At 66.2% G+C, this 20,008-nt stretch carries 14 protein-coding genes; 5 read left to right on the top strand and 9 right to left on the bottom strand.

What is annotated here, in order from left to right; all coding sequences use genetic code 11:
* The first annotated feature begins 48 nt into the window (after nt 1-48).
* On the top strand, nt 49-381 hold the full coding sequence (locus tag OTER_RS06405; protein ID WP_012374087.1) for a hypothetical protein: 333 nt from the start codon (nt 49-51) through the stop codon (nt 379-381).
* A 100-nt stretch (nt 382-481) separates the two neighbouring features.
* On the opposite strand, the gene OTER_RS06400 is transcribed toward OTER_RS06405, so the two are convergent.
* On the bottom strand, nt 482-871 hold the full coding sequence (locus OTER_RS06400) for a response regulator (protein WP_012374086.1): 390 nt from the start codon (nt 869-871) through the stop codon (nt 482-484).
* Nucleotides 872-1,146: 275 nt separating this feature from the next.
* On the opposite strand from OTER_RS06400, the gene OTER_RS06395 reads away from it, so the two are divergent.
* Entirely contained in the window at nt 1,147-3,297 is a 2,151-nt protein-coding gene (locus tag OTER_RS06395; RefSeq protein ID WP_012374085.1) for a M3 family metallopeptidase, read from the top strand.
* Between the two features lie 120 nt (nt 3,298-3,417).
* Here the strand turns inward: OTER_RS06395 and OTER_RS06390 are convergent, their stop codons facing one another.
* From OTER_RS06390 to OTER_RS06370, 5 genes are all read right to left on the bottom strand, one after another.
* A complete protein-coding gene (locus OTER_RS06390; RefSeq protein ID WP_044891620.1) occupies nt 3,418-4,350 on the bottom strand; it encodes an ATP-binding protein in 933 nt (310 codons plus the stop codon).
* A gap of 220 nt (nt 4,351-4,570) precedes the next feature.
* Nucleotides 4,571-6,712 carry a glucans biosynthesis glucosyltransferase MdoH gene (gene mdoH / locus OTER_RS06385; protein WP_012374083.1) on the bottom strand — a complete coding sequence of 714 codons (2,142 nt, stop codon included), beginning with the start codon at nt 6,710-6,712 and terminating at the stop codon, nt 4,571-4,573.
* A 2-nt stretch (nt 6,713-6,714) separates the two neighbouring features.
* A complete protein-coding gene (locus tag OTER_RS06380) occupies nt 6,715-7,362 on the bottom strand; it encodes a hypothetical protein (protein ID WP_012374082.1) in 648 nt (215 codons plus the stop codon).
* 191 nt (nt 7,363-7,553) lie between these two features.
* On the bottom strand, nt 7,554-9,182 hold the full coding sequence (locus OTER_RS06375; RefSeq protein WP_044891619.1) for a beta strand repeat-containing protein: 1,629 nt from the start codon (nt 9,180-9,182) through the stop codon (nt 7,554-7,556).
* A gap of 222 nt (nt 9,183-9,404) precedes the next feature.
* On the bottom strand, nt 9,405-9,626 hold the full coding sequence (locus tag OTER_RS06370) for a hypothetical protein (protein ID WP_044891618.1): 222 nt from the start codon (nt 9,624-9,626) through the stop codon (nt 9,405-9,407).
* Between the two features lie 170 nt (nt 9,627-9,796).
* Here OTER_RS06370 and OTER_RS06365 point away from each other — a divergent pair, with 170 nt between their 5' ends.
* Nucleotides 9,797-10,747, top strand: coding sequence for a ribose-phosphate diphosphokinase (locus OTER_RS06365; protein ID WP_012374079.1), 951 nt, complete (start codon nt 9,797-9,799; stop codon nt 10,745-10,747).
* A gap of 194 nt (nt 10,748-10,941) precedes the next feature.
* On the opposite strand, the gene OTER_RS06360 is transcribed toward OTER_RS06365, so the two are convergent.
* Both OTER_RS06360 and OTER_RS06355 read right to left on the bottom strand, forming a co-directional pair.
* On the bottom strand, nt 10,942-12,282 hold the full coding sequence (locus OTER_RS06360) for a TAXI family TRAP transporter solute-binding subunit (RefSeq protein ID WP_012374078.1): 1,341 nt from the start codon (nt 12,280-12,282) through the stop codon (nt 10,942-10,944).
* 91 nt (nt 12,283-12,373) lie between these two features.
* Nucleotides 12,374-13,336 (bottom strand): GMP synthase (glutamine-hydrolyzing), encoded by a 963-nt coding sequence (locus OTER_RS06355; protein WP_012374077.1) that lies wholly within the window; start codon nt 13,334-13,336, stop codon nt 12,374-12,376.
* Between the two features lie 132 nt (nt 13,337-13,468).
* On the opposite strand from OTER_RS06355, the gene OTER_RS06350 reads away from it, so the two are divergent.
* Together OTER_RS06350 and OTER_RS06345 are read left to right on the top strand one after the other, a co-directional pair.
* Nucleotides 13,469-16,234 (top strand): C10 family peptidase, encoded by a 2,766-nt coding sequence (locus tag OTER_RS06350; protein WP_044891617.1) that lies wholly within the window; start codon nt 13,469-13,471, stop codon nt 16,232-16,234.
* A 108-nt stretch (nt 16,235-16,342) separates the two neighbouring features.
* On the top strand, nt 16,343-17,911 hold the full coding sequence (locus OTER_RS06345) for an SLC13 family permease (protein ID WP_012374075.1): 1,569 nt from the start codon (nt 16,343-16,345) through the stop codon (nt 17,909-17,911).
* A gap of 49 nt (nt 17,912-17,960) precedes the next feature.
* On the opposite strand, the gene OTER_RS06340 is transcribed toward OTER_RS06345, so the two are convergent.
* Complete coding sequence (locus tag OTER_RS06340; protein ID WP_012374074.1) at nt 17,961-19,958, bottom strand: family 43 glycosylhydrolase; 1,998 nt, start codon at nt 19,956-19,958, stop codon at nt 17,961-17,963.
* Nucleotides 19,959-20,008 lie beyond the last annotated feature (50 nt).

Below are 20,008 nucleotides of genomic sequence, written 5' to 3'. Positions count from 1 at the left end.
GAGCCCGGGCGTGAGCGAACCTGCGTGCGCGGCGTGAGTCTATGCTGGATGCCTTACTCGCGACGACGCCCGCGGATCCCGGCCACGGGCCGCATCACGGTGAAGCTCACGCCTGCGCAACGCGACCTGTTCCTACAGTCGAGCACCACGCCCCGCCGACTCGGCTATGCTTTGCATCGCGCCGTCGTGCGCGAAGGCAGGCTGGCGGTACGAGTGGATCGCGAGGGGCTCGATACGTTGATCGCCGTCGGCGCACGGTTGCCGGCTCCGGACCACCCGTCGCTGCGCGCGCTGGAAACCCTGCTGCGCTATCTCGAGTCACTGGCCGACCGCTTCGAGGATTCTGCCGACGCCGAGTCCGAGCCAGCGTCGCCACGCTGATCGCGCTCGCTCAGACCAGCACCCCGCGACCGGGTGCTTTGCTTTCCGCCTCGAACCGCTCGATCAGGATCAAGGCGCGGGGCTCAAATCCGATAGTCTGTTAGCTCGCCACCGGCTGCTTTTCCACGAGCGACACGACTTTGCTGACCTGCTGGATCAGCATCTCGTTGGTGAACGGCTTCACCACATAGCCGCGGCTGCCGAGCGCGACGGTCTGGTCCGCGGTGCTCTTCTGGCCTTCGGCCGTCAGCATGATCACCGGCAGATCCTGCAACTCGGGATTGGCCCGCAGGCCTTCGAGCATGCCAAGCCCGTCCATCGTCGGCATCGTGATGTCGAGCAGCACGAGGTCCGGTTTGCTCTTCGCTTTTTCCAGCCCCTCCAGCCCGTTGCCGGCCTCGATGATTTCACAGTCGAATCGCTTGAAGGCGTTGCGAATGATGATGCGGACGGTCCTCGAGTCGTCGACGGTGAGGATTCTCAGTGGCATGATAAAACGGGTTGGAAGGTGGCCGGACCGCCGCACCAAGCCGCGCCAGCAAAAAAGCCGCCGCACGCCGACGGATCGGTTGGGAGGCTTGAGCCAGAGGCAGAGGAACTGCGGTGCCTCCTTCGTCGGCGCATTTTGGCGTTGGAACAGGAAAAACTTCGCAGATTCGTTTCGTCCGCGCGGGCGCGCAGGGCGCGACCGCCAAAGGGTTGCTCCAGCGGCGCGCGCGCCGAACGTCCCTTGCGTTGCCGCTCCGCCCTCGCATCCTGCGCGCCATGTTGAACCTTATTCCCCGTCCATGGCGCCTGTTTCCCCTGCTGGGCGCGACCACGTTGTTGTGCGCGCAGGATCCGGCCGCCGCGGTGGGCGCGTCCAACCCCTTGCTCACCGAAAGCCCATTGCCGCTGCAGTATCCCGCTTTCGACCAGATCAAGGACGACCATTTCCTGCCGGCATTCGAGCAGGGCATGAGCGAGGAACTCGCCGAGGTGGATGCGATCGCGAATAATCCCGCGTCGCCGACGTTCGAGAATACGATTCTCGCGCTCGAGAAGTCCGGCGCCCTGCTCGATCGCGCCGGCCGCACGTTCTACAACCTCAACAGCGCGAACACGAATCCCGAGCGGCAGAAGATCCAGCGCTCGCTCGCGCCGCGGCTCGCCGCGCACAACGACGCGATCAAGCTCAACGCCGCGCTGTTCACGCGGATCGCGTCGCTTTACGAGCAGCGTACCTCGTTGGGCCTCGACGCCGAGGCGCAACGGCTGCTCTGGCGCTACCATCAGGATTTCGTGCGCGCCGGCGCCCGGCTTTCCGAACCCGACAAGGCGAAGCTCAAGACCCTCAACGCGGAGCTCGCCACGCTGCAGACGACGTTCACCCAGAATGTCCTGAAGGAACGCGATGCTTCGTCCGTGCTGGTTGACACCCGCGAGGAACTCGCCGGCCTCACCGACGCGCAGATCGCCGCTGCGGCGGCGGCCGCAAAAACTGCCGGGCACGAGGGCCAATACCTCCTCGCGCTCGTCAACACCACCGGTCAGGCGCCGCTGACCACGCTCACGCATCGCGCGTTGCGGCAGCGGATCATGGAAGCCTCGCTCGCGCGCGGCAGTCGAGGCAACGAGTTCGACAACCGGGCGGTCGTCTCCGCGATCGCGAAAAAGCGCGCGGAACGCGCCGCCTTGCTCGGTTATGCGAACCACGCCGCCTATCAGCTCGAGGACCAGACCGTCGGCAGCGTGGACCGCTTGAACAAACTGCTCGCGCAGATCGCGCCCGCGGCCGTCGCCAACGCCCGGCGCGAGGCGGCCGACATGCAGGCGATCGCCGACCAGGAAAACGCCGGTTTCCAGATCGCCGCCTGGGACTGGGCGCTCTACGCCGAGAAGGTCCGGCAGGCGCGCTACGCCTTCGACGAGTCGCAGCTCAAGCCGTACTACGAGCTCAACCGCGTGCTGGCCGACGGCGTGTTCTACGCCGCGGGCCGGCTCTACGGGATCTCATTCCAAGAGCGTCACGATCTGCCGGTGTATGAGCCCACGGTCCGCGTGTTTGACGTGCTCGATGCCGACGGCTCGCAGCTCGCGATCTTCCTCTTCGATCCCTACGCGCGCTCGAGCAAGAACGGCGGCGCGTGGGCCAGTTCCTACGTCAGCCAGAACCCCCTGCGTGGCACCAAGCCGGTCGTCGCGAATCACCTCAACATCGCCAAGCCCTCGGACGGCCAACCAACATTGCTGACCCACGACGAGGTGAATACCGCGTTTCACGAATTCGGCCACGCGCTTCACGCCATGTTCTCGCACGTGAGCTACCCGCGTTTTGCCGGCAGCAGCGTGCCGCGCGATTTCGTCGAGTTTCCCTCACAGGTGAACGAGATGTGGGCCACGTGGCCCGAGGTGCTGCAGAATTTCGCGAAGCACTACCAGACGGGCGCGGCACTCCCCGCCGAGCTCGTCGCGAAGGTCAAGGCCGCGAACAAGTTCAACCAAGGCCACGCCACGACCGAGTACCTCGCGGCCACGCTGCTGGACCAGGCTTACCACCAGATCGGCGCAACCGAGGTGCCCGCGCCTGATGCCGTGCTCGCGTTCGAGACCGCGGCGCTGCAGCGCTACGGCGTGGAGTTCGCGCCGGTGCCACCGCGGTATCGCACGACGTATTTCTCCCACACGTTCTCCGGCGGGTACTCGGCCGGCTACTATTCCTACATCTGGGCCGAGGTGCTCGACGCGCAGAGCGTGGAGTGGATCAAGGCTCACGGCGGGCTGACGCGCGAAAACGGCGACCGGCTCCGCCGCACCGTGCTCTCGCGTGGTGGCAGCAAGGATGCGCTCGATCTGTTCCGCGATTTCGCCGGCGCCGAGCCCGACATCCAGCCGCTGCTCACCCGCCGCGGGCTCGATCAGCCCGCCACAGAGTGATCAGCCCGGTCGGGTCCCTGGGCCGCCGCCGTCGCGTTCCGCTGTAGGGCTGCCGCTCGCCGGCAGCCGCGAACCAGCCCGGGCCGACGCTCCCGGCCGGCGCTGAACGCCGGCCCTACCCTACGAAGCCGCGGCCGCCGGCGGCGTCAGCGGGATCTCGATCCGCACGCGCGTGCCGTGGCCCAGCTCCGAGGCGATCCAAAAGCGCCCGCCAAATTGTTTCGTGACGAAAAACGCCTTCGTCAGCCCGAATCCCCCGCCCATGGTGCGGACGTCACTCACGTTGCTGCCACGCCGGCCGTAGTCGATCACGCTCGCCAGCTCCGCCATCGGAATGCCGCGCCCGGTATCGCGCACCGCGAGCCGCAGCCGGTCGTGGTCCGCGAACAACGCGGCGGTGATCTGTCCGCCAGGCGCCGTGTATTTCCGGGCGTTCGCGACGAGGTCACGCATCGCGTCCTTGAACACCAGCGGCAGCCGCAGCCGGTCGTCAACCGCGCTCTCAAAGCGCAGGTCCACGTAGTAGTCGTTCGGCCCCTGCACCGCCGCGTTGTAGACAATCCCGAACCGGCCGTGACTGCCGGTCTGCATCGCGGCGAGCACCTCGTAGAAGTCGCTCAACAGTTCCGCCACCGTCATGTCGAGCCACAGCTCGGGCCGGCCGGCGCGCGCGAGCACCTCGCGCGCACGCACCCGCAGCACGGCAAAGACCGACTCCAGGCTCGCGAGTGACCGCGCCACCTCCGGGCGCCGGCCCGCTCCGGGCCGAGCCGCCAAGCTCTCCGCGATCTCCGCTGCGACGTGGGCAATGTGCGATTCGATGTGTCGCGCCGCCTCGAGGCTCGCGACGGGATCGCGTAGCCCGGCCACCAACCGTCCGATCAACGCCTGCCCTTCCCGCAGATGCGCCGGATCGTCCGCAAGCGCGAGTCCGATCAGCGTGAGCTCGCTCCAGAGCACGTTGAACACGTTGAGGACACTGTGCATGTCCAACAGCGTTTGCTCAGCCGGCTTGAGCGGGGGGATTTCGGTGATTTCGATTTCGTGCATCATCGAACGCGCCGCTCCACGGACACGCCGAGCCCGGCCCAGTTCGAGACGCCAATGGCTGGCGCGGAAACTTCATGAACAGGAGTGAAGCTCAGTCCGAAATTTCCGTCCGCCTGCGGCGGAGCGACCTTGCGCGGCTAGCCCCGACAGAGTCAGCCCGGAGCGCGGATATCTCATGAAATATCCGGGCTAGCACCCGAGGCCGCGGTGCCGCGGTCCCACCTCACGCCGCGCGCGTAAACGCCGTCTGTGGCGGCGGCGCGACGAGGTGATAATGCTCCAAGGCGCGCTGCCACCACGCGGCCAGCCGCCACGAGGGCGCCGCCCACACGTCTTCGTGCAACGCCACCATCGCGTCCACGTCGGCCAACACGGCAAGCAACTCGCGCGAGTTCAGCGCCGCCGGACCCTCACGCACCAGCCGCTCGCGCAATTCCGCCAACCGCTGCTCCGTCGCCGGCGGCGGATCACTCTTCGCGCGCAGCAGCGACACGTGCGCGGCGTTGACGTAGGGATCGAGCACTGCCTGCAACACGCCGTAGTGCGCCAGCAATTCGTCCGGCACCGGCCGTCCCGACACGGGCTCGGCGAGCACGTTCGCCAGACGGCTCAGCTCGGGTCGCGGCGCGGTTTCCTCCGGTGTCAGGAAAATCCCCGCCTCGCGCAGCGCCAGTCCCGGCGCGGCCGTGCCGGTCACATACGAAATCGGGATCGACAGCAGGATGCCGGCGAGCAGCGGCGACATCCACCACGCGAGCGTGGAGCTCACACCGGACACGAAAAACAAAAACGCCACGCCGAGCAGCGTTTGCTGGATGTGCGCTTGCACCGCCTCGGACCACGCCGAGTTGCCGGCGTTGCGCCGCTGCGTGCCCCACGTGACCGTTTGCCGCGCCAGCGTCAGGAAAACGAACTTGGTGTGAAACAGCATCAGGATCGGCGCGATCAACGTGAAGATCACCGTCTCCAGTCCGGCGCTGAGCATCACGTTGCGCCAGCCGCCGAAGCTCGCGCGCCGGAGCGGTCGGCCGCGCAGCTCCAGCAGCGCGAGTACCTTCGGCAAAAACAACAGTCCCATCGTCACCCCGAACAAGCCCAGCGCCTGCAGGCCGGAGCCGGCCGGCAAAGCGTGACTCGCCGCGACCGCGCCATACGCCGGCTGCGCCCGGTAGACGATCACACAGGAGATCACCAGGAACAGGAACCACAAGGGCGACGCGAGGTAGCTCAGGATTCCGAGCAGGAAGTGAATGCGGTTCACCGCGTGAAATCCGCGCGCGACGATCAGCCGCGTGTGCTGCAGATTGCCCTGCAGCCAGCGGCGGTCGCGCTTCGCAAACTCCACCAGATTCGGCGGACATTCCTCATAGTTGCCCGGCAGATCCGTCGCGAGCCACACCTGCCAGCCGGCCCGCCGCATGAGCGCCGCCTCGACGTAGTCGTGACTCAGGATCCGGCCGCCGAAGGGCCCGGCGCCCGGCAATTCGGGCAGCGAGCAGTGCTTGATGAAGGGCTGCAACCGGATGATCGCGTTGTGGCCCCAGTAGTTCGACTCGCCCATCTGCCAGAAATTCAAGCCTGCCGCGAAGAGCCCGCCGTAAAGCCGGCTGGCGAACTGCTGCACACGCGCGAGGATCGATTCGCCGTTGGCGAGCGCCGGCACCGCCTGGATCAAGCCCACGCGCGGATTGCGCTCCATCATCCGTACCAGCTTCTCCACCGCTTCGCCGCCCATGACGCTGTCCGCGTCGAGCACGATCATGTAGCGGTAACGGCTCCCCCAGCGGCGGCAGAAGTCCGCCACGTTGCCGGCCTTCTTGTTGATGCCAACGCGGCGCTTCCGGTAAAAAATCCGGCCGTGCGCGTCGAGCTGTTGGACGAGCGACAGCCACGCCGCCTCCTCCTCGATCCAGCGGTTCGGATCGGTCGAATCGCTGAGGATGAAAAAGTCGCAGTTCGGCACGCGGCCGTTCGCGCGCACCGACTCGAAGCTCACGCGCAGCCCCTCCATCACGCGCCGCACCTCTTCGTTGCAGATCGGCATGATCACCGCCGTGGGCGCGAGCAGCGGCGTGTCATCTGCCGGATCGATCGTGCGCTGGATGTCGAAGCGATCCCCGCCGCGCCGCCGCACGAAATAGCCGATCGCCGCCTGCACCGCGCCGAACGCGATCAGCGCGAACAGAATCATGAACAACAGCACGTGACCGAGTTTCCAGAAATCGAAACCGGTGCGCCAATGCAGGTCGGCCATCAGCCACGTCGCCGGCGCGGTGATCGCCAGCACGAGCCCGGCCACCCGCGTGCGTCGCCGCGTCGCCACCCGCGGATCAATGTCAGTCGGCTGAAATGGGTGCACCTGCATGGTCAACGCGTCGCAAACCACGCCACGCCGAGCAGGCCGATGAACAACACCCACGACGCGGCGGAGCGGGTGAAAGTCGAGCGGCTGAAGGTGACCCACTTTTCCTCGGCCATCTCCGCCAGCGGAAACTCCAGCATCGCCGGTGGCATCGGCGTCGGCCGCAATTCCGGGGCCGGCAACAGGCTCGCACTCGCCAGCCGCTGCGCGATCGGCGCCGGCGGCGGTTCCGCCGCCAGAAATCGCTCGGGGCAATGCTGCGGCAGTTCCGACATCAGCAACGCGAGCCGGCCGCGGGCGCGGAAACGTTCGTCTGCCCAGTTGCCGTCATGCAACAACGTCTGCAACCACTCGCCGATCCGCGCGTGCGCCACCCGCAGCGCCACCGTCACCGGAGGTTCCGCCGGCAGCTGCGTCGCCAACTCGCGCGCGGCCTGGATGATCTCGCCCGTGAGCCGGGAGAGCAGGACGCGGCTCTCGAGATGATGGGCCCGCAAGTAACTCTCCACGCGGAGAAAGGCTTCGTCCCAAGCCTTGTCGACGGGAACGACGGGCCGCCCGTCCGCGGGGGCATTCTCGCCGTTGCCGACGTCGCGACGGTGCAGCACGCCCTGCAAGCGGTCAGCCCAGTGAGTTTTGAAACCAAGACGCATGGATGAAGGACAGCGACGCCGAACGGCTCCGAGCCGCTCTTGGTCGGGCCTTCATAGTCTCCTTCCGCCGCGATTCGTTGCCGCGAAATGCCTCGGAGATCCCCCGATCCTTTGCACCGCGGTGCACGCAGCCCGACCACGGAAATACGGGCGGGACGCGACCGCGACTGGCTGTAACGGACGAAACTCGTTCAGGCGTGCGCCCGTCGGCGATGCCACATCGCCACCGCAAGTCCCAATAGGCCCGCGAGGCCGGCCCACGTTGCCGGTTCCGGGATGGCTTGGACCGAAATCACACCATCGGTGTAGAGCGCGCTGGTGTTCCACATCAGCCCGGTGCCGAGCGAGGGAAGTTGGGGATCGCTGAAAACACCGCTGAACGTGCCATCGAACAGGTCGAAGCTCGCGCCCGTCAGCGGGCTGTAGGTTCCGGCCAGTTGGACGGAAAGTATTCCGTTGGCGAAAATGGTTCCGCCCACGGCCAGATGGTCGTAGCTCGAGTCACTCGCAAGATAAAGGGCCACCGTGCTGGTCCCCGCGAGCGTGAGATCGTCGGTGATGTTCATGGTCCCGCGCGTGTCGCCCAGGGCCAGGGTTCCGCCGCCGAGGACGGCGACCGACTTGATCGTGCCCCGGCCGGCGAGGGTGGCACCGGATTCGACGGTGACCGCGGAATTCGTCAGCGCTCCACTGACCAGCAGCGTGCCGGCGCTTACCGTCGTACCACCAGAGAACGTGTTGCTGCCGCTCAACGTCAGCGTAGCCGCGCCCGCTTTCGTCAACTCACCGGTGCCGCTGAGCACACCCGACCACGTCGCGCCGAGTTCGTTGGTGTCGATGGTGGAAGTGCTGCCGGCGACGAGCGTCGCATTGACGTCGGTGCTGAGCGCAGAGCCGATCACCTTGATCGTGCCGCCACCAAGGTTGAGCGCGTAAGTTGATGTGGTGGAGCCGCCGTACCTCGTGTGGAGTGACCATCCGCCGATTTCCAGCGTGCCGTCGTTTAGGTTGTAGGTCCCATTGCCTTGGCCGGAGAGATAGAGATTCGCGCCCGAGCCGATCCGGAACCGGCCGCCGGTCTGGTTCACGATGCCTTCACCCGCTCCCGCGTTGCCCGAGTTGGTTGCCTGGCCGCTGTAGCCGGGCCGCGCATCATATGCCCGGTTGCCGATGATGATGCCGATCGCAGCACCCGGCTCCACCGGCTTCGCTTCCACCAAGCCGCCCGCGATGTTCATCGTGCCCGACGAGGTGCCAAACGATGTTGTGGCGTTGTTCATGCCGATCGAGATCAGCGACGTCCGCCCGTCCGTGGCCGTAGCGCCGGTGTGATCGAAGGTGAGCGAGCCGCCGTTGATCGTATAGACGCCCTTACCGCCGTTCACGCCGACGTTGAAGGATCCAAACACCGTGATCGCTCCGCCATTCTGAGTCACCGTGCCGTTGGTGCCGGAGGCTCCCTGGCCGACTTGAAAGTTCGCGTAGCGCTCCGAGCTACCGACCGTGAGCGCCGAGCCGCTCTGCATCACCAGCGATCCCTCGGTGCCATAGCCCACGCGCATGAAGACTGTTTTGTTGCTGCTGGCATCACTTGCCACGGTCACTGCAGCGCCGCTGAGGAGCGTCAGTTTACCACCGCCGTTGACGATCAAGCCGTCTTGATGCGGCGCACCGACAACTTCAAAGCCGGTCTCGCCCACTTCGACCGCGTGACCTTCTCCATCGTAGGTGGCAGTCGTCGAAACTTCAGCGGTGCCACCAGAGACCGTGTAGCTCGCCGACTCGTCGGCGGCAGCGAGCGCCCCCGATATCCCGATCACTAACAATGCTAACACCCCGCCCATTCGCATAACCGTTTGATGCTGGAGCATGCTCCCAGTCATTGTACCCGAAGCCACCCTACAAGCGCTAAACGCGTACGACCACAGAAATCCGGCCACAATTGAGGGGTGTTCCCGAGCACCCCCCGGGCATACTCCTCAGGGGGCATCCTTGCTTCGCGTCGCCCGCGCTCCGCTTGCGCGTTCAACAGAAGGATACGCTCACTTCGACCGGCCGCGATTGTGATCGTGCGACGCGCGCGCGAAGCCGCGCCCCACGAACTGCCGTGGTTGCACCGGCCCGGCCTTGCCCGGCCGGCCGCCGCCTTGGAAAAACTTGGAGCCGGACTGCGTCGGGGGCAGCGGCATGGGCGCATGCGCCGCTGGCGCTTTCGGGGCCGCTTCGTCCGGATTGGAATTGGTCGGATTCGGATTCGTGCTCATGGCATCCTTTCGAGAGAAAGTTTTCTCCGCCGGTCGCAGGCCCGCAGCATTCCCGCAGGCGGGGCCGGTATGAGTGTGACTCACCATGGCCGATTTTCGCCGGAACGCGACGCCATTCGTCGCCACAATTGGCTTCCTCCGCGACGCGACTGCGACAAGATCCGCGAGTCATGAACGGTTCCGAGCTCCGCATTTTCTCGGGAAATTCGAACCGCGCGCTCGCCGAAGAAATCTGCCGCACGATCAACGTGCCGCTCGGCAATGCCACGGTCACCGCCTTTCCTGATGGCGAGTCCTTCGTGAAGATCAACGAGAACGTCCGCGGGCAGGATGTGTTCATCATCCAGTCGACGTGCCCGCCGACGAACCATCACCTGATGGAGCTCGTGATCATGATCGATGCGGCGCGGCGCGCGTCGGCAGCGCGGATCACCGCCGTGCTGCCGTTCTACGGCTATGCGCGCCAGGATCGCAAAGACCAGCCGCGCGTGCCGATCACCGCCAAGCTCGTCGCCAACCTGCTGGTGGCCGCCGGTGCCACGCGGATTCTGACGATGGACCTGCACAGCCAGCAGATCCAGGGCTTCTTCGACATTCCCGTCGACCACCTCTACGCGTCGCCCGTGTTTTTCGCGCACTTGGCCAAGCGCAAAACCGACCGGCCGCTGGTCGTCTGCTCGCCCGATGTCGGCCGGATGAAAATGGCCTCGGCTTACACCGACGCACTCGGTGCGACGCTCGCCGTGATCGCCAAGAAGCGCCGAACGCCCGACGAGGTCGAGGCGCTCACCCTGGTCGGCGAGGTCGCCGGGTGCGACGTGCTGATCGTCGATGACATGACCGAGACCGCCGGCACGATCACGGCCGCCGCGGACAAGCTGAAGAAGAGCGGCGCGATGACGATCACGGCGGCCGTGAGCCACTGCATTCTCAACGAAACCGCTTACCAGCGACTGAAGGCCGGCCCGATCGACGAGCTGATCACCACCAACTCCACGCCGGTCAACCCGCGCGACCTGCCGATCCAGGTGCTCAGCATCGCCCGGCTGCTCGGCGACGCGATCATCCGCACCAACAGCAACGAGAGCGTCAGCGGACTTTTCCAGATCAAGGGATTTTAGGGCCGGCGGACGCAGTCCGTGAGGTTGGTAGGGCGCTCACTCCGTGAGCGCCGCGGAGCGTCAAACGACCTCGCGGCGGGCAGCGGAATGCCCGCCCTACCTCAAAAACAGCTGCTCGAACGTGCGTGACAGGTTCCCGCGCGGTTCACTCGTAATACCTTTTCGCCCCCCCGACCGCGGGCAACCATTCATTCTTAATCGTTGCTCGGCGTCTGCAGCCGCTGGCGCACGAACGCGAGATAGCCGCGCAGCCAGTAGAACCGATCCGCAAAGGACGCCGGCACCTTGAGCCGGTTGATGCTCTGCTCGATTTCGTCGAGTCGCGTAAGCAGTTCGTTTCGCCGCTCGGGGCTCAACGGCGCGAACGTCTCGCGCTCGATGCGGAGCAGCGGCCGGTAATACCGGTAAAGCCGGAGCTGAACGCTCATCCGATAGCCGACCGGAAGCAGCCGGATCGCAGGAATCAGGATCAGCGCGAGCGGCACGATCGCCACGAGCGTCCGGGTGATCAGGCTCGCCAACCAGAACGACGGCACCGTGCGATAAATGAAACCTTCACCCGACTTGTAGTAGCGCTGCGCGTCCTCGCTCAGCGGGATTTCGTGCTCGCTCGGCGCAGGAAACTCCCCGCGCTTCTGCAAGAATCCCGAACGCCCGTGCACTTCCTTGGCGGCCTTGAGCAACAGGTCCGACAACGCGGAGTTCAGCCCTTCGCGCGCCACCAACTCGACCGTGGGCCCGACGAGCGTCACGTCGTGATCCGGCACGTTCTTGCCCAAATCGAGCGTCCCTTGGGGCAGCTCGAATTTGTTCAAGAACGCGTGGCGGCGAACGTACGCGTCCGCCTGTTTGAAATCGAACAGCTGCACGTTCGGCGCGCGCATCAGGCTGCGCAGTGTCTGCATCGGCGCGGAGTCACCCATGAGAAACACCGCGTCGAGCCGGCCTTCCAGCAACGCCGGCGCCGCGGTTTCGGCATCGAGATCGACGAACGTCGTCGGCGCACCGGTGATGCCGTTGGCCTGCAGCAACCGCAACGCGAGCGCCCGCGTGCCGCTCCCCGCCGGCCCGACCGCGATCCGCTGGCCCTCGAGCTCGGCGAGTCGCGTGATCGCAGTCGCGCGGCGATAGAAGATCCACAACGGCTGGTACGCGATCGTCCCGAGCGACATCAGCCCGCTGAGATTTTCCTCCTTGGCCATTCCACCCTGCACGAACCCGATGTCGACGCCCGAGTCCGCCGCTTGCAGCCGCTGGAGGTTGTCCATCGACCCGCTGGACACGCGGATCTCCAACGTTACGTCCCCCGCCAGCGCCTTTTGATAAGCGGTCGCCCAGCGATGAAACGAGCTGCCCGCCGGCCCGCTGGTCAGTACGAGAGTCCCCGGTGGCGCGGACTGAATTACCCACACGACCGCGGCAGCACAGATGGCGAACAAGCCCAAGGCGACCACCGAAGCCACGGCCGGGCTCAGCCCGAACGTCTCCACCAGCGTGGTGACGATCCGCAGCCGTTTCTTTTCGGGTGTGTCCATGGCCGGTGGTGCGCGATGCACGGCGCCATGACGCGCGATCGCGGTGGTCCTTTCAAGCCTGTCTCGGCTCACCGCCGACGGCGTCCGCCGCTCACACCGCTTCGATCGTGGACGGCGGTTTCGTGGCGATGTTGTAGGTCACGCTCACCACGCCCGGCACGTCGCGCAGGATTTCGTGGGCCAGTTGTTCGAGCAAATCGAACGGCAGCCGCGTCGGCGCGGCCACCCGCGCATCCGTGCTGTCCCAGCAGCGCACCTCGATCTGTTGGCCGAACTCGCGCCGGTTCTGCCGCATGCCGGTGACACGGTCCTGATGCAGGATCGCCAGGTATTGGAACGCGCCCGTGCCCGCAAGCAGCCGCTCCACCACGGTCGTCGCCTGCCGCACCGTCGCGATCCGCTCGGGCGTGGCCTCGCCGATCACGCGCGCCGCCAGCGCCGGTCCGGGGAACGGGATGCGCTTGAACATCTCGACCGGCAATCCCAGGGCCTGGCCGACTTTCCGCACACCGTCTTTCCGCAGCCGGATCAACGGCTCGAGAATCTCGTAACCGAACGTGGCCTGCGGATCGATGCCGAGCTGCGCGAACACATTGTGCTGCCGCTTGATTCCGGCGACGGTTTCATCGACGTCGGTGAGGATCGTGCCCTGCAGCAGGAATTTCGCACCGCTTTCGCGCACGATGCGCCCGAAAACCTTTTTATAGAACGTCTGGGTGATCGCCTCGCGCTTCTCCTCCGGATCGGTGATCCCCTTCAGCGCGGCGAAGAACTCCTCGCGCGCATCGATGATCTCCACCTTCACGCCGAGCTGCTCGAAGATCGCGCGCACCCGCTCCGGTTCACCTTCGCGCATGAGCCCGTTCTCGATCAAGACCGTGCGCAGTCGCGGCCCGAGCGCGCGGTGGCCGAGCATCGTTACGACGGACGAGTCGACGCCGCCGGAAAGCGCGTTGATCGCGAGCCCGTCGGCGACGGCATTGCGAATCTCCGCCACGTAGTCCGCGATGAATTTGCCGGTATCGAGTTCCTGCAGGGTGATTTCCTTGATCATTGGGGTAAGACCGGATTCGGGGTCGGCCGGCGGCGACGTGATGACGCCGCAGATTTTGACTAACGTGCCGCCGCGCCGAACGGAATCCGGAACTTCCGCCCGCTTCGAGAATTAGCCGCGGTGTTTCGGTCCATGACGAATCCGCTCGATCGGAGCATCGCAGCCCTGCCGCGCGGCGCGTCGTGCACGCGTACGCGGCGGCAAAACCTTGTCCTCGACACCGACGCGCGCACAGTTGAGCCGATGCCCCGCCGCGCGGAAACTCCCCTGCCCCCGCCCGCGAATCTCCCCGCGCTCCCAGCCTGGCTGCCCGCCGCGCTGGTGGGGATGGCGCTGCTCGGGGCGTTCGCGGTGTCCGCATCGGCCGCCCCGGTAGCACAAGACACGGCGCTGCGTGCGGCGAACGGTTGGCTGCGCCGTTCCCCGGCACCGCTCGCCGAGCCGGCCGGCCGCGCCGGTGCGGCCACGACCCACGGCGACGCCGCCGGTTCTCCGCTGTTTCACGTCGTGCAGCTCGAGCCGCGCGGATTCCTCGTGCTCGCCGCGGACGACGAGGTGGAACCGGTACTCGCGTTCTCGAGCGACTCGGCATTTCTCGCGCAACCCGCCACGCCGCTGTTCGACCTGCTCCAACGCGACGCCGCGGCGCGCATCGCGACGGCCCGTCGGGAGGCACAAGTCGCCAGTTTCTCCACCGCCGCGCGGACCCGCGGCGTGAATCGCGCGAAATGGGACACCCTGCTCTCGCTGGGGTCGGGCACAGCGGATGAGCGCGTGCGTACCTTCGCCGCATACGAGGTCAGCGATCTCTGCGTCGCGCCGATGGTCACCAGCCGCTGGGATCAGCTCAGCGCGCAGGTGCTCACCGCGACGGGCACGCGTGAAATCTTCATCTACAACTACTATACGCCTCCTTACGCGCCGGGCGATCCGGCCAACTTCCTCGCCGGCTGCTCGCCCGTGGCGTGGGCGCAGATCATGCGATTCCACGAGTGGCCGAAAGCGCCCACGCCGGGGCTCTACACGATGGCAATCGGTGGATGGCCATTGCGGGTGGCGATGCGCGGTGGTGACGGGAACGGCGGTCCCTACAACTGGGACGCGATGCCGCTCGTGCCCGGACCCGAGATCACGCTCGAACAGATTCAGGCGATCGGCGCGCTGATGCTCGACGCCGGCATTGGCACCGGAGCCGACTACTATCCGTCCTACATTGGCACCTTTGCCACGAACACCGCCGCCGCGATGAAGACCGTGTTCCGCTACGCCGAGGCGAAGACGTGCCTGCCTGATCCCGGACTGGAGGAGTTGATGAAGGCCGTCCGCACGAGCCTCGACGCCGGGCTGCCCGCCAACCTGAACATTTTCACCAAAACGAACATCGGCCACTCGGTGGTGATCGACGGTTACGGTTACCTGGCCGGCACGCGCTACCATCACATCAATCTTGGCTGGGGCGGCCACAGCACGGCCTGGTATAACTTCCCGCCGATCGATGTGCAGATGTCCGACGGCAGCCCCGAGTTCTTCACGGACATCACGTCGCTCATCTACAACATCGATCCGCAGGTCGCGGGTGAAATGATCACCGGCCGGATCACGCGGGAGGACGGCTCGCCCGTGGCCGGCGCAACCGTCGCGATCGATACCGTCCCCGCCCGCTCCGTGGCGACGAACGCCCGCGGAATTTACGCCTTCAAGGGTCTCGCCGCCGGCGCCACCCACACACTCTCCGCCACCGCAGACGGTCACCTCGTCACCTCGAGCGCAGCAACCACCACGGTCGGCAATTCCGCCGTCGAGACCAACACGACGCCGAACCGGACCGTGGACTTCCGCGCGACTCCCGTGACCGTTTCGGCGCCGGCGCCGCAGGCGATGACCGCCGGCTCGGCGGTACAGTTGTCCGTGGCGCCGAGTGCCGCTCAACCCGTCGGCTGGCGACACAATGGTGCCACACTCCCGGATACGGCGAGCCTGTCGTTGACGCTGCCCGCCCTGCAGCCGGCCGACGCGGGCGTGTATTCGCTCACGCTCTCCGCGGGAGCGGCCACCGCCGAGTCGCCGCTGGCGATCGTCGGCCTTGTCACTTCCGTCAAGGTCATCGGCGCCGGCCACGAGGTGCTGAGCGACGTTTACGTCGAGCAGAACGGCAACACCTTCGACCAGGTCCTCCTCGAAGGCGCAGCCGCCACGATCACCGCCGACTCCGCGGAGCACCAGATCACGCGGATCTCCTTCCTCGATCTAGACGACGACATCGTGCAGGTGGAATTCAGCGGACCCGGTTCGCTCACGGTCACGCTGGAGAATCCGAGCGGACCCGCGCTGCCGGTGAACTACATCCAGGGCGTCACGTACATGAAGGGCCACGCGAGTATCGTGATCACCGATGCGACCCAAGATACGCACGTGTCGGTCTTCAGTGTCGGCAAGGCCAATGCCGTCAATCAAACGCTCTTCAAACCCGGCATCGCCTACGACGGCATCGCCGACCTCGCGTTCATCGCGATCTCGAGTCGCGACGGCCGGTTCGGCGGCGTGCGCGCCGCCAATGCCTCCTTCTTCGCGTCGCGCGGGGTCACCGGCCTCTATGCGCCGGGCGTGAACATCACCGGACCGCTCTACTTGGGCGATGTCTCGGCCTTCGACACGGCAAAGGCGATGATCTGTGTAGGCGCCGCCGCGGACGTCCGCATCACCGGCGGCGATCTTTCCCAGGACAACGGCCAGCCGGTGCGCGTCAGCGGACTTTCGCGGGTGGCGTTCGCCGACGGCGCGGATTCTCACGGCCGTCCCCTGGGGGCGAAGTCCAACCGCGCCACCTTCTGGGACAATGGCGTCGACGTCACCGCGCAATTGGTGGCTGAGCCTCTTGCCGGCCCCGGCGGGCGTTAATCGGGCCGAGAAGAAGAAAAGCTCACCGCGCGCGTCAGCAGCCGGATTCAATCTCGCCGTCCAGCAGGATCGCGGCTAACAACCGCGCCGTCCCCCTTCCACTCCCCCATGAAGTTCAAAGCCGCCGGCTTGGTGCTCGGTCTCGCGCTGTTCCTTGCTGTTCTCTTCATTCCGACGCCGGCGTCATTCATGACCGCCGCCGCACAAGCCCTCGGCACGCCGCCTCCGGCAACTACGATTTCCGCGGCGCAACTGGCCGGATCGATGCAGGCCGTGCTCGCGGTGCTGGCCCTGATGGTCGTGTGGTGGCTGACGGAAGCCGTGCCGCTGCCGGCGACCGCGCTGCTGCCCGCCGTGCTTTTGCCGCTGCTAAAAGTGACCGGCCTGCAGGGCCACGCCGTTTACGAATTCTCGCCGAAAAATGCGCTGCAGAACTACGCGAACCCGGTGATCTATCTTTTTCTCGGCGGCTTCCTCATCGCGGGCGCGATGCAGAAGTGGAAACTCGATCGGCGGTTCACGCTCTGGTTTCTCACGCGGGGCAATGTCGCCGGTCGCGCCGGCTCGATCCTGTTCGGCATGATGGCGGTGACGGCGCTGCTCTCGATGTGGATCTCCAACACGGCCGCCGCCGCGCTGATGCTCCCGCTCGGCATCGGCGTGCTTTCGCTGGTCGATGCGCAGCCGGGCAACTCCCGCTTTGGCACGGCGCTGATGCTCGGCATCGCGTGGGCGGCCTCGATCGGCGGCGTGGGCACGATCATCGGCACGCCTCCGAACGGAATCGCACTCGGGGTGCTCAACGCCACGTTCGCGCACGACCCGAGCTACCAGCGAATCACTTTTCTCGACTGGATGAAGTTCGGCGTGCCGTTGGTGCTGCTGCTCCTGCCGATCGCATGGGCGGTGCTGATGCGACTGCACCCGCCGGAAATCGGGCGGCTCCCCGGCGGCAAGGCGCGGCTGCAGGCGGAACGCGTCGCGCTCGGCCCGCTCTCGCGCGGCGAGAAGGGCACCATCGCCATCTTCGCGCTCGCGGTGATTCTGTGGGTGACGAACCCGTTCTGGCCGGCGCTGCTGCCCGACGCGGCGCTGCAACGGATCGCCTGGGTGGACGAATACCTCATCGGCCTCGTGTGCGGCACTCTGTTGTTTTTCATTCCCGTGAGCCTCCGCGAAGGCCGGTTCCTGCTCGACTGGAGCGACACGCGTTTTGTCGATTGGGGCACGCTGATCCTCTTCGGCGGCGGCATCGCGCTGTCGGATGCGATGTTCAAAACCGGACTCGCGGCATGGATCGCCACGTCATTCGTCGCCCTGCTCGGCACGCCCAGCACGATCGTGCTGACGTTCGCCGTCGTGTGCTTCATCGCGATGCTCACCGAGGTGACGTCCAACACGGCCGTGACCACGATGATGGTGCCGGTGGTCGTCTCGATCGCCCTGCGCACCGGCGCCAACCCGGTCACGGTCGCCGTCGCGACCGCGATCTCCGCCTCGATGGCGTTCATGCTGCCGGTGGCCACGCCGCCGAATGCGCTGGTGTTCGGCACCGGCTACGTTCGGCTGCGCGACATGGTCCGCAGCGGCCTCGTGCTCGACGCCCTCGGCTGCGTGGTGACGATGTTCATCATCTTCGTCGTCGCCTCCCGGCTCCTTGGCGTGCTCAGCCTTTAGCCGCCTCCGCACCACGTAACCTCATAGGTTGCATGGTGCCGACCGCCGTTCACTCGGCGTAGCGCCACACGAGGCACGAGCCGTCGTGGCGATCCGGCTTCGGTCCCGGCGAATCAGCGAACACCAGGCCGCGCGCCGCATCGAAACGGACGTGACGATGCGTCGTAAGCGACAGCAGGTTCAGATCGCCATAAACGTTCTCCGTCCACTGGAACAACTCGCTGTCCGCGGGCTCGCCCTTCTTCAGCGTGAGTTGCCCGTCGGCGTTCACCGACACGTAACGTTCGCCCGCGCGCAGCGCCACGCGGCCGAGCTCGCGCGCCACCACTTCGAACCGATTGGCGCCGTCGATCGCAACCGCCGTTTCGACGCCGACCGGCGTTAGCGTGATCGTCCGGCTCGCCGGAATCGGGCGCATCAGCCCACGCGGATGCGGCTCGTCGACCGTAAAGCGATCGAAGTCCGCGTGCCCGCCGGTCGCGCCGCTCGTGTTGTAGGCGAAGAGCGCGTAGCGCACGCCCTGAAAGGTTTTCAGCTGAAAGATCATCGTAAATTCGTCGCCGATCCGCGTGAACGCACTGCCGTCCACGCTGTAGCTGAACACCGCCTGCTCCGTCAGGAAATCGCAGCTCGCACGCAGCCATACGCGATCGCGCTCCAACGGCACCGTCACGCTCTTGCCCGTGAGCTGATCAAACTGCACGAGTTCCCGGCGGGCTCCGTCGCTGCGCACGCCGAGCCACGCATACGGTAGGTTCAACAGCGCCAGTCCCGCGACGTCGCCCGCCTTCAGCCCGCTCACGTCGAGCGCCACCGTCGGCACCGACTGCGGACCAATGGCGCGCTGCGTGAGCGTGTTGCGTGCCCACCAGAAATCCGGTGCCGGCAGCGCGTGCAGCCGCAGATAGCCGGCGCGCTCGGCGAGCGACCAGCGATCGTCGATCGGCACATGATTCCACTGCCACACGTTCGCGAGCTTCGGCCCGGAGAAATCGTCGTCGCGCTGATATGGGACGGCCGGCGCGCTCGTATGAGCGGTCGCCGGCTTGATCCACGTGCGCGGCGTGCGCTTGAGATTTCCGGGCAATCCGAAATACGGCCAGCCGTCCTGCCACGTCACCGGCGACAAACACGTGAGCCGTCCGACGGAATTGTAGTCCATCATCGAAAAACCCCACCACTCGCCGGCCGGCGTGCTCACGATGCCGCCCTGATGCAGCGACATGCGCCCGCCGTCGCGGGTGTTCGGCGGCGTGATCTCGAACGGAAAGCTGCGGTTGCGCAACCGATAGCCCTCGGCCAGCCCGAAGTCCTCGTCCATGCTGATCGCCGGATTGATCTCGTACGGGCCATCCGGCCGGTCCGCTCGTGCCGCCGGCATCCGCATCCGCCCCTCGAACCACGCGCTCAGGATGTAGTAGCGTCCGTCGATTTTGTACCAATGCAGGCCTTCGCCGAGACCGGCGCCCTTGCGGATGATGATTTTCTCGGTGCCTGGCACGATGTCGGTCAACGCCTCATCGAGCTGCGCGAAATGGACGTCCTGATACCCCCAGATGACATACACCTTGCCATCGTCATCGAAGAGCACGGAAAGATCGTGAAACGCGCGCTTCATCGGCGTCCGCGTCCACGGGCCGGCCGGATTCTGCGCCCGGAAGAGCTGCGTGGTTTGGCCGTTGACGTTCGAGAAAATGTAGAACGTGCCGCCGTGGTGCCGGAAACACGGCGCCCAGATCCCCTGCCCGTAACTCTCGCGGCCCTCCTCCAGCCGGAAGGCGGGCCCGAGATCCAGCCGCTCGAACGCGTAGGTGAGCAACTGCCAGTTCACCAAGTCCCGCGAGTGCAGGATCGGCAGCCCCGGCTGCGCGTGCATCGTCGTGCCGGTCAGATAAAAATCGTCGCCGACGCGGATCAGATCCGGATCCGAAAACTCGTCGTAGAACAGCGGATTGGTGAACGTGCCATTGCCGTTGTCAGCAGTCCACGTCGCCGCCGACGCCGAAAGCGCGAACATGCACGTGACCAGCGCGAGCAGGGGTCTCATGCCGCGACGTTGCTCGCGCGCAGGGACGCCCGCAAAACCGCCGCCACTTG

Source organism: Opitutus terrae PB90-1, assembly GCF_000019965.1.
GTDB classification, from domain to species: Bacteria; Verrucomicrobiota; Verrucomicrobiia; order Opitutales; family Opitutaceae; genus Opitutus; species Opitutus terrae.
This window is presented reverse-complemented; position numbering and strand designations above follow the sequence as displayed.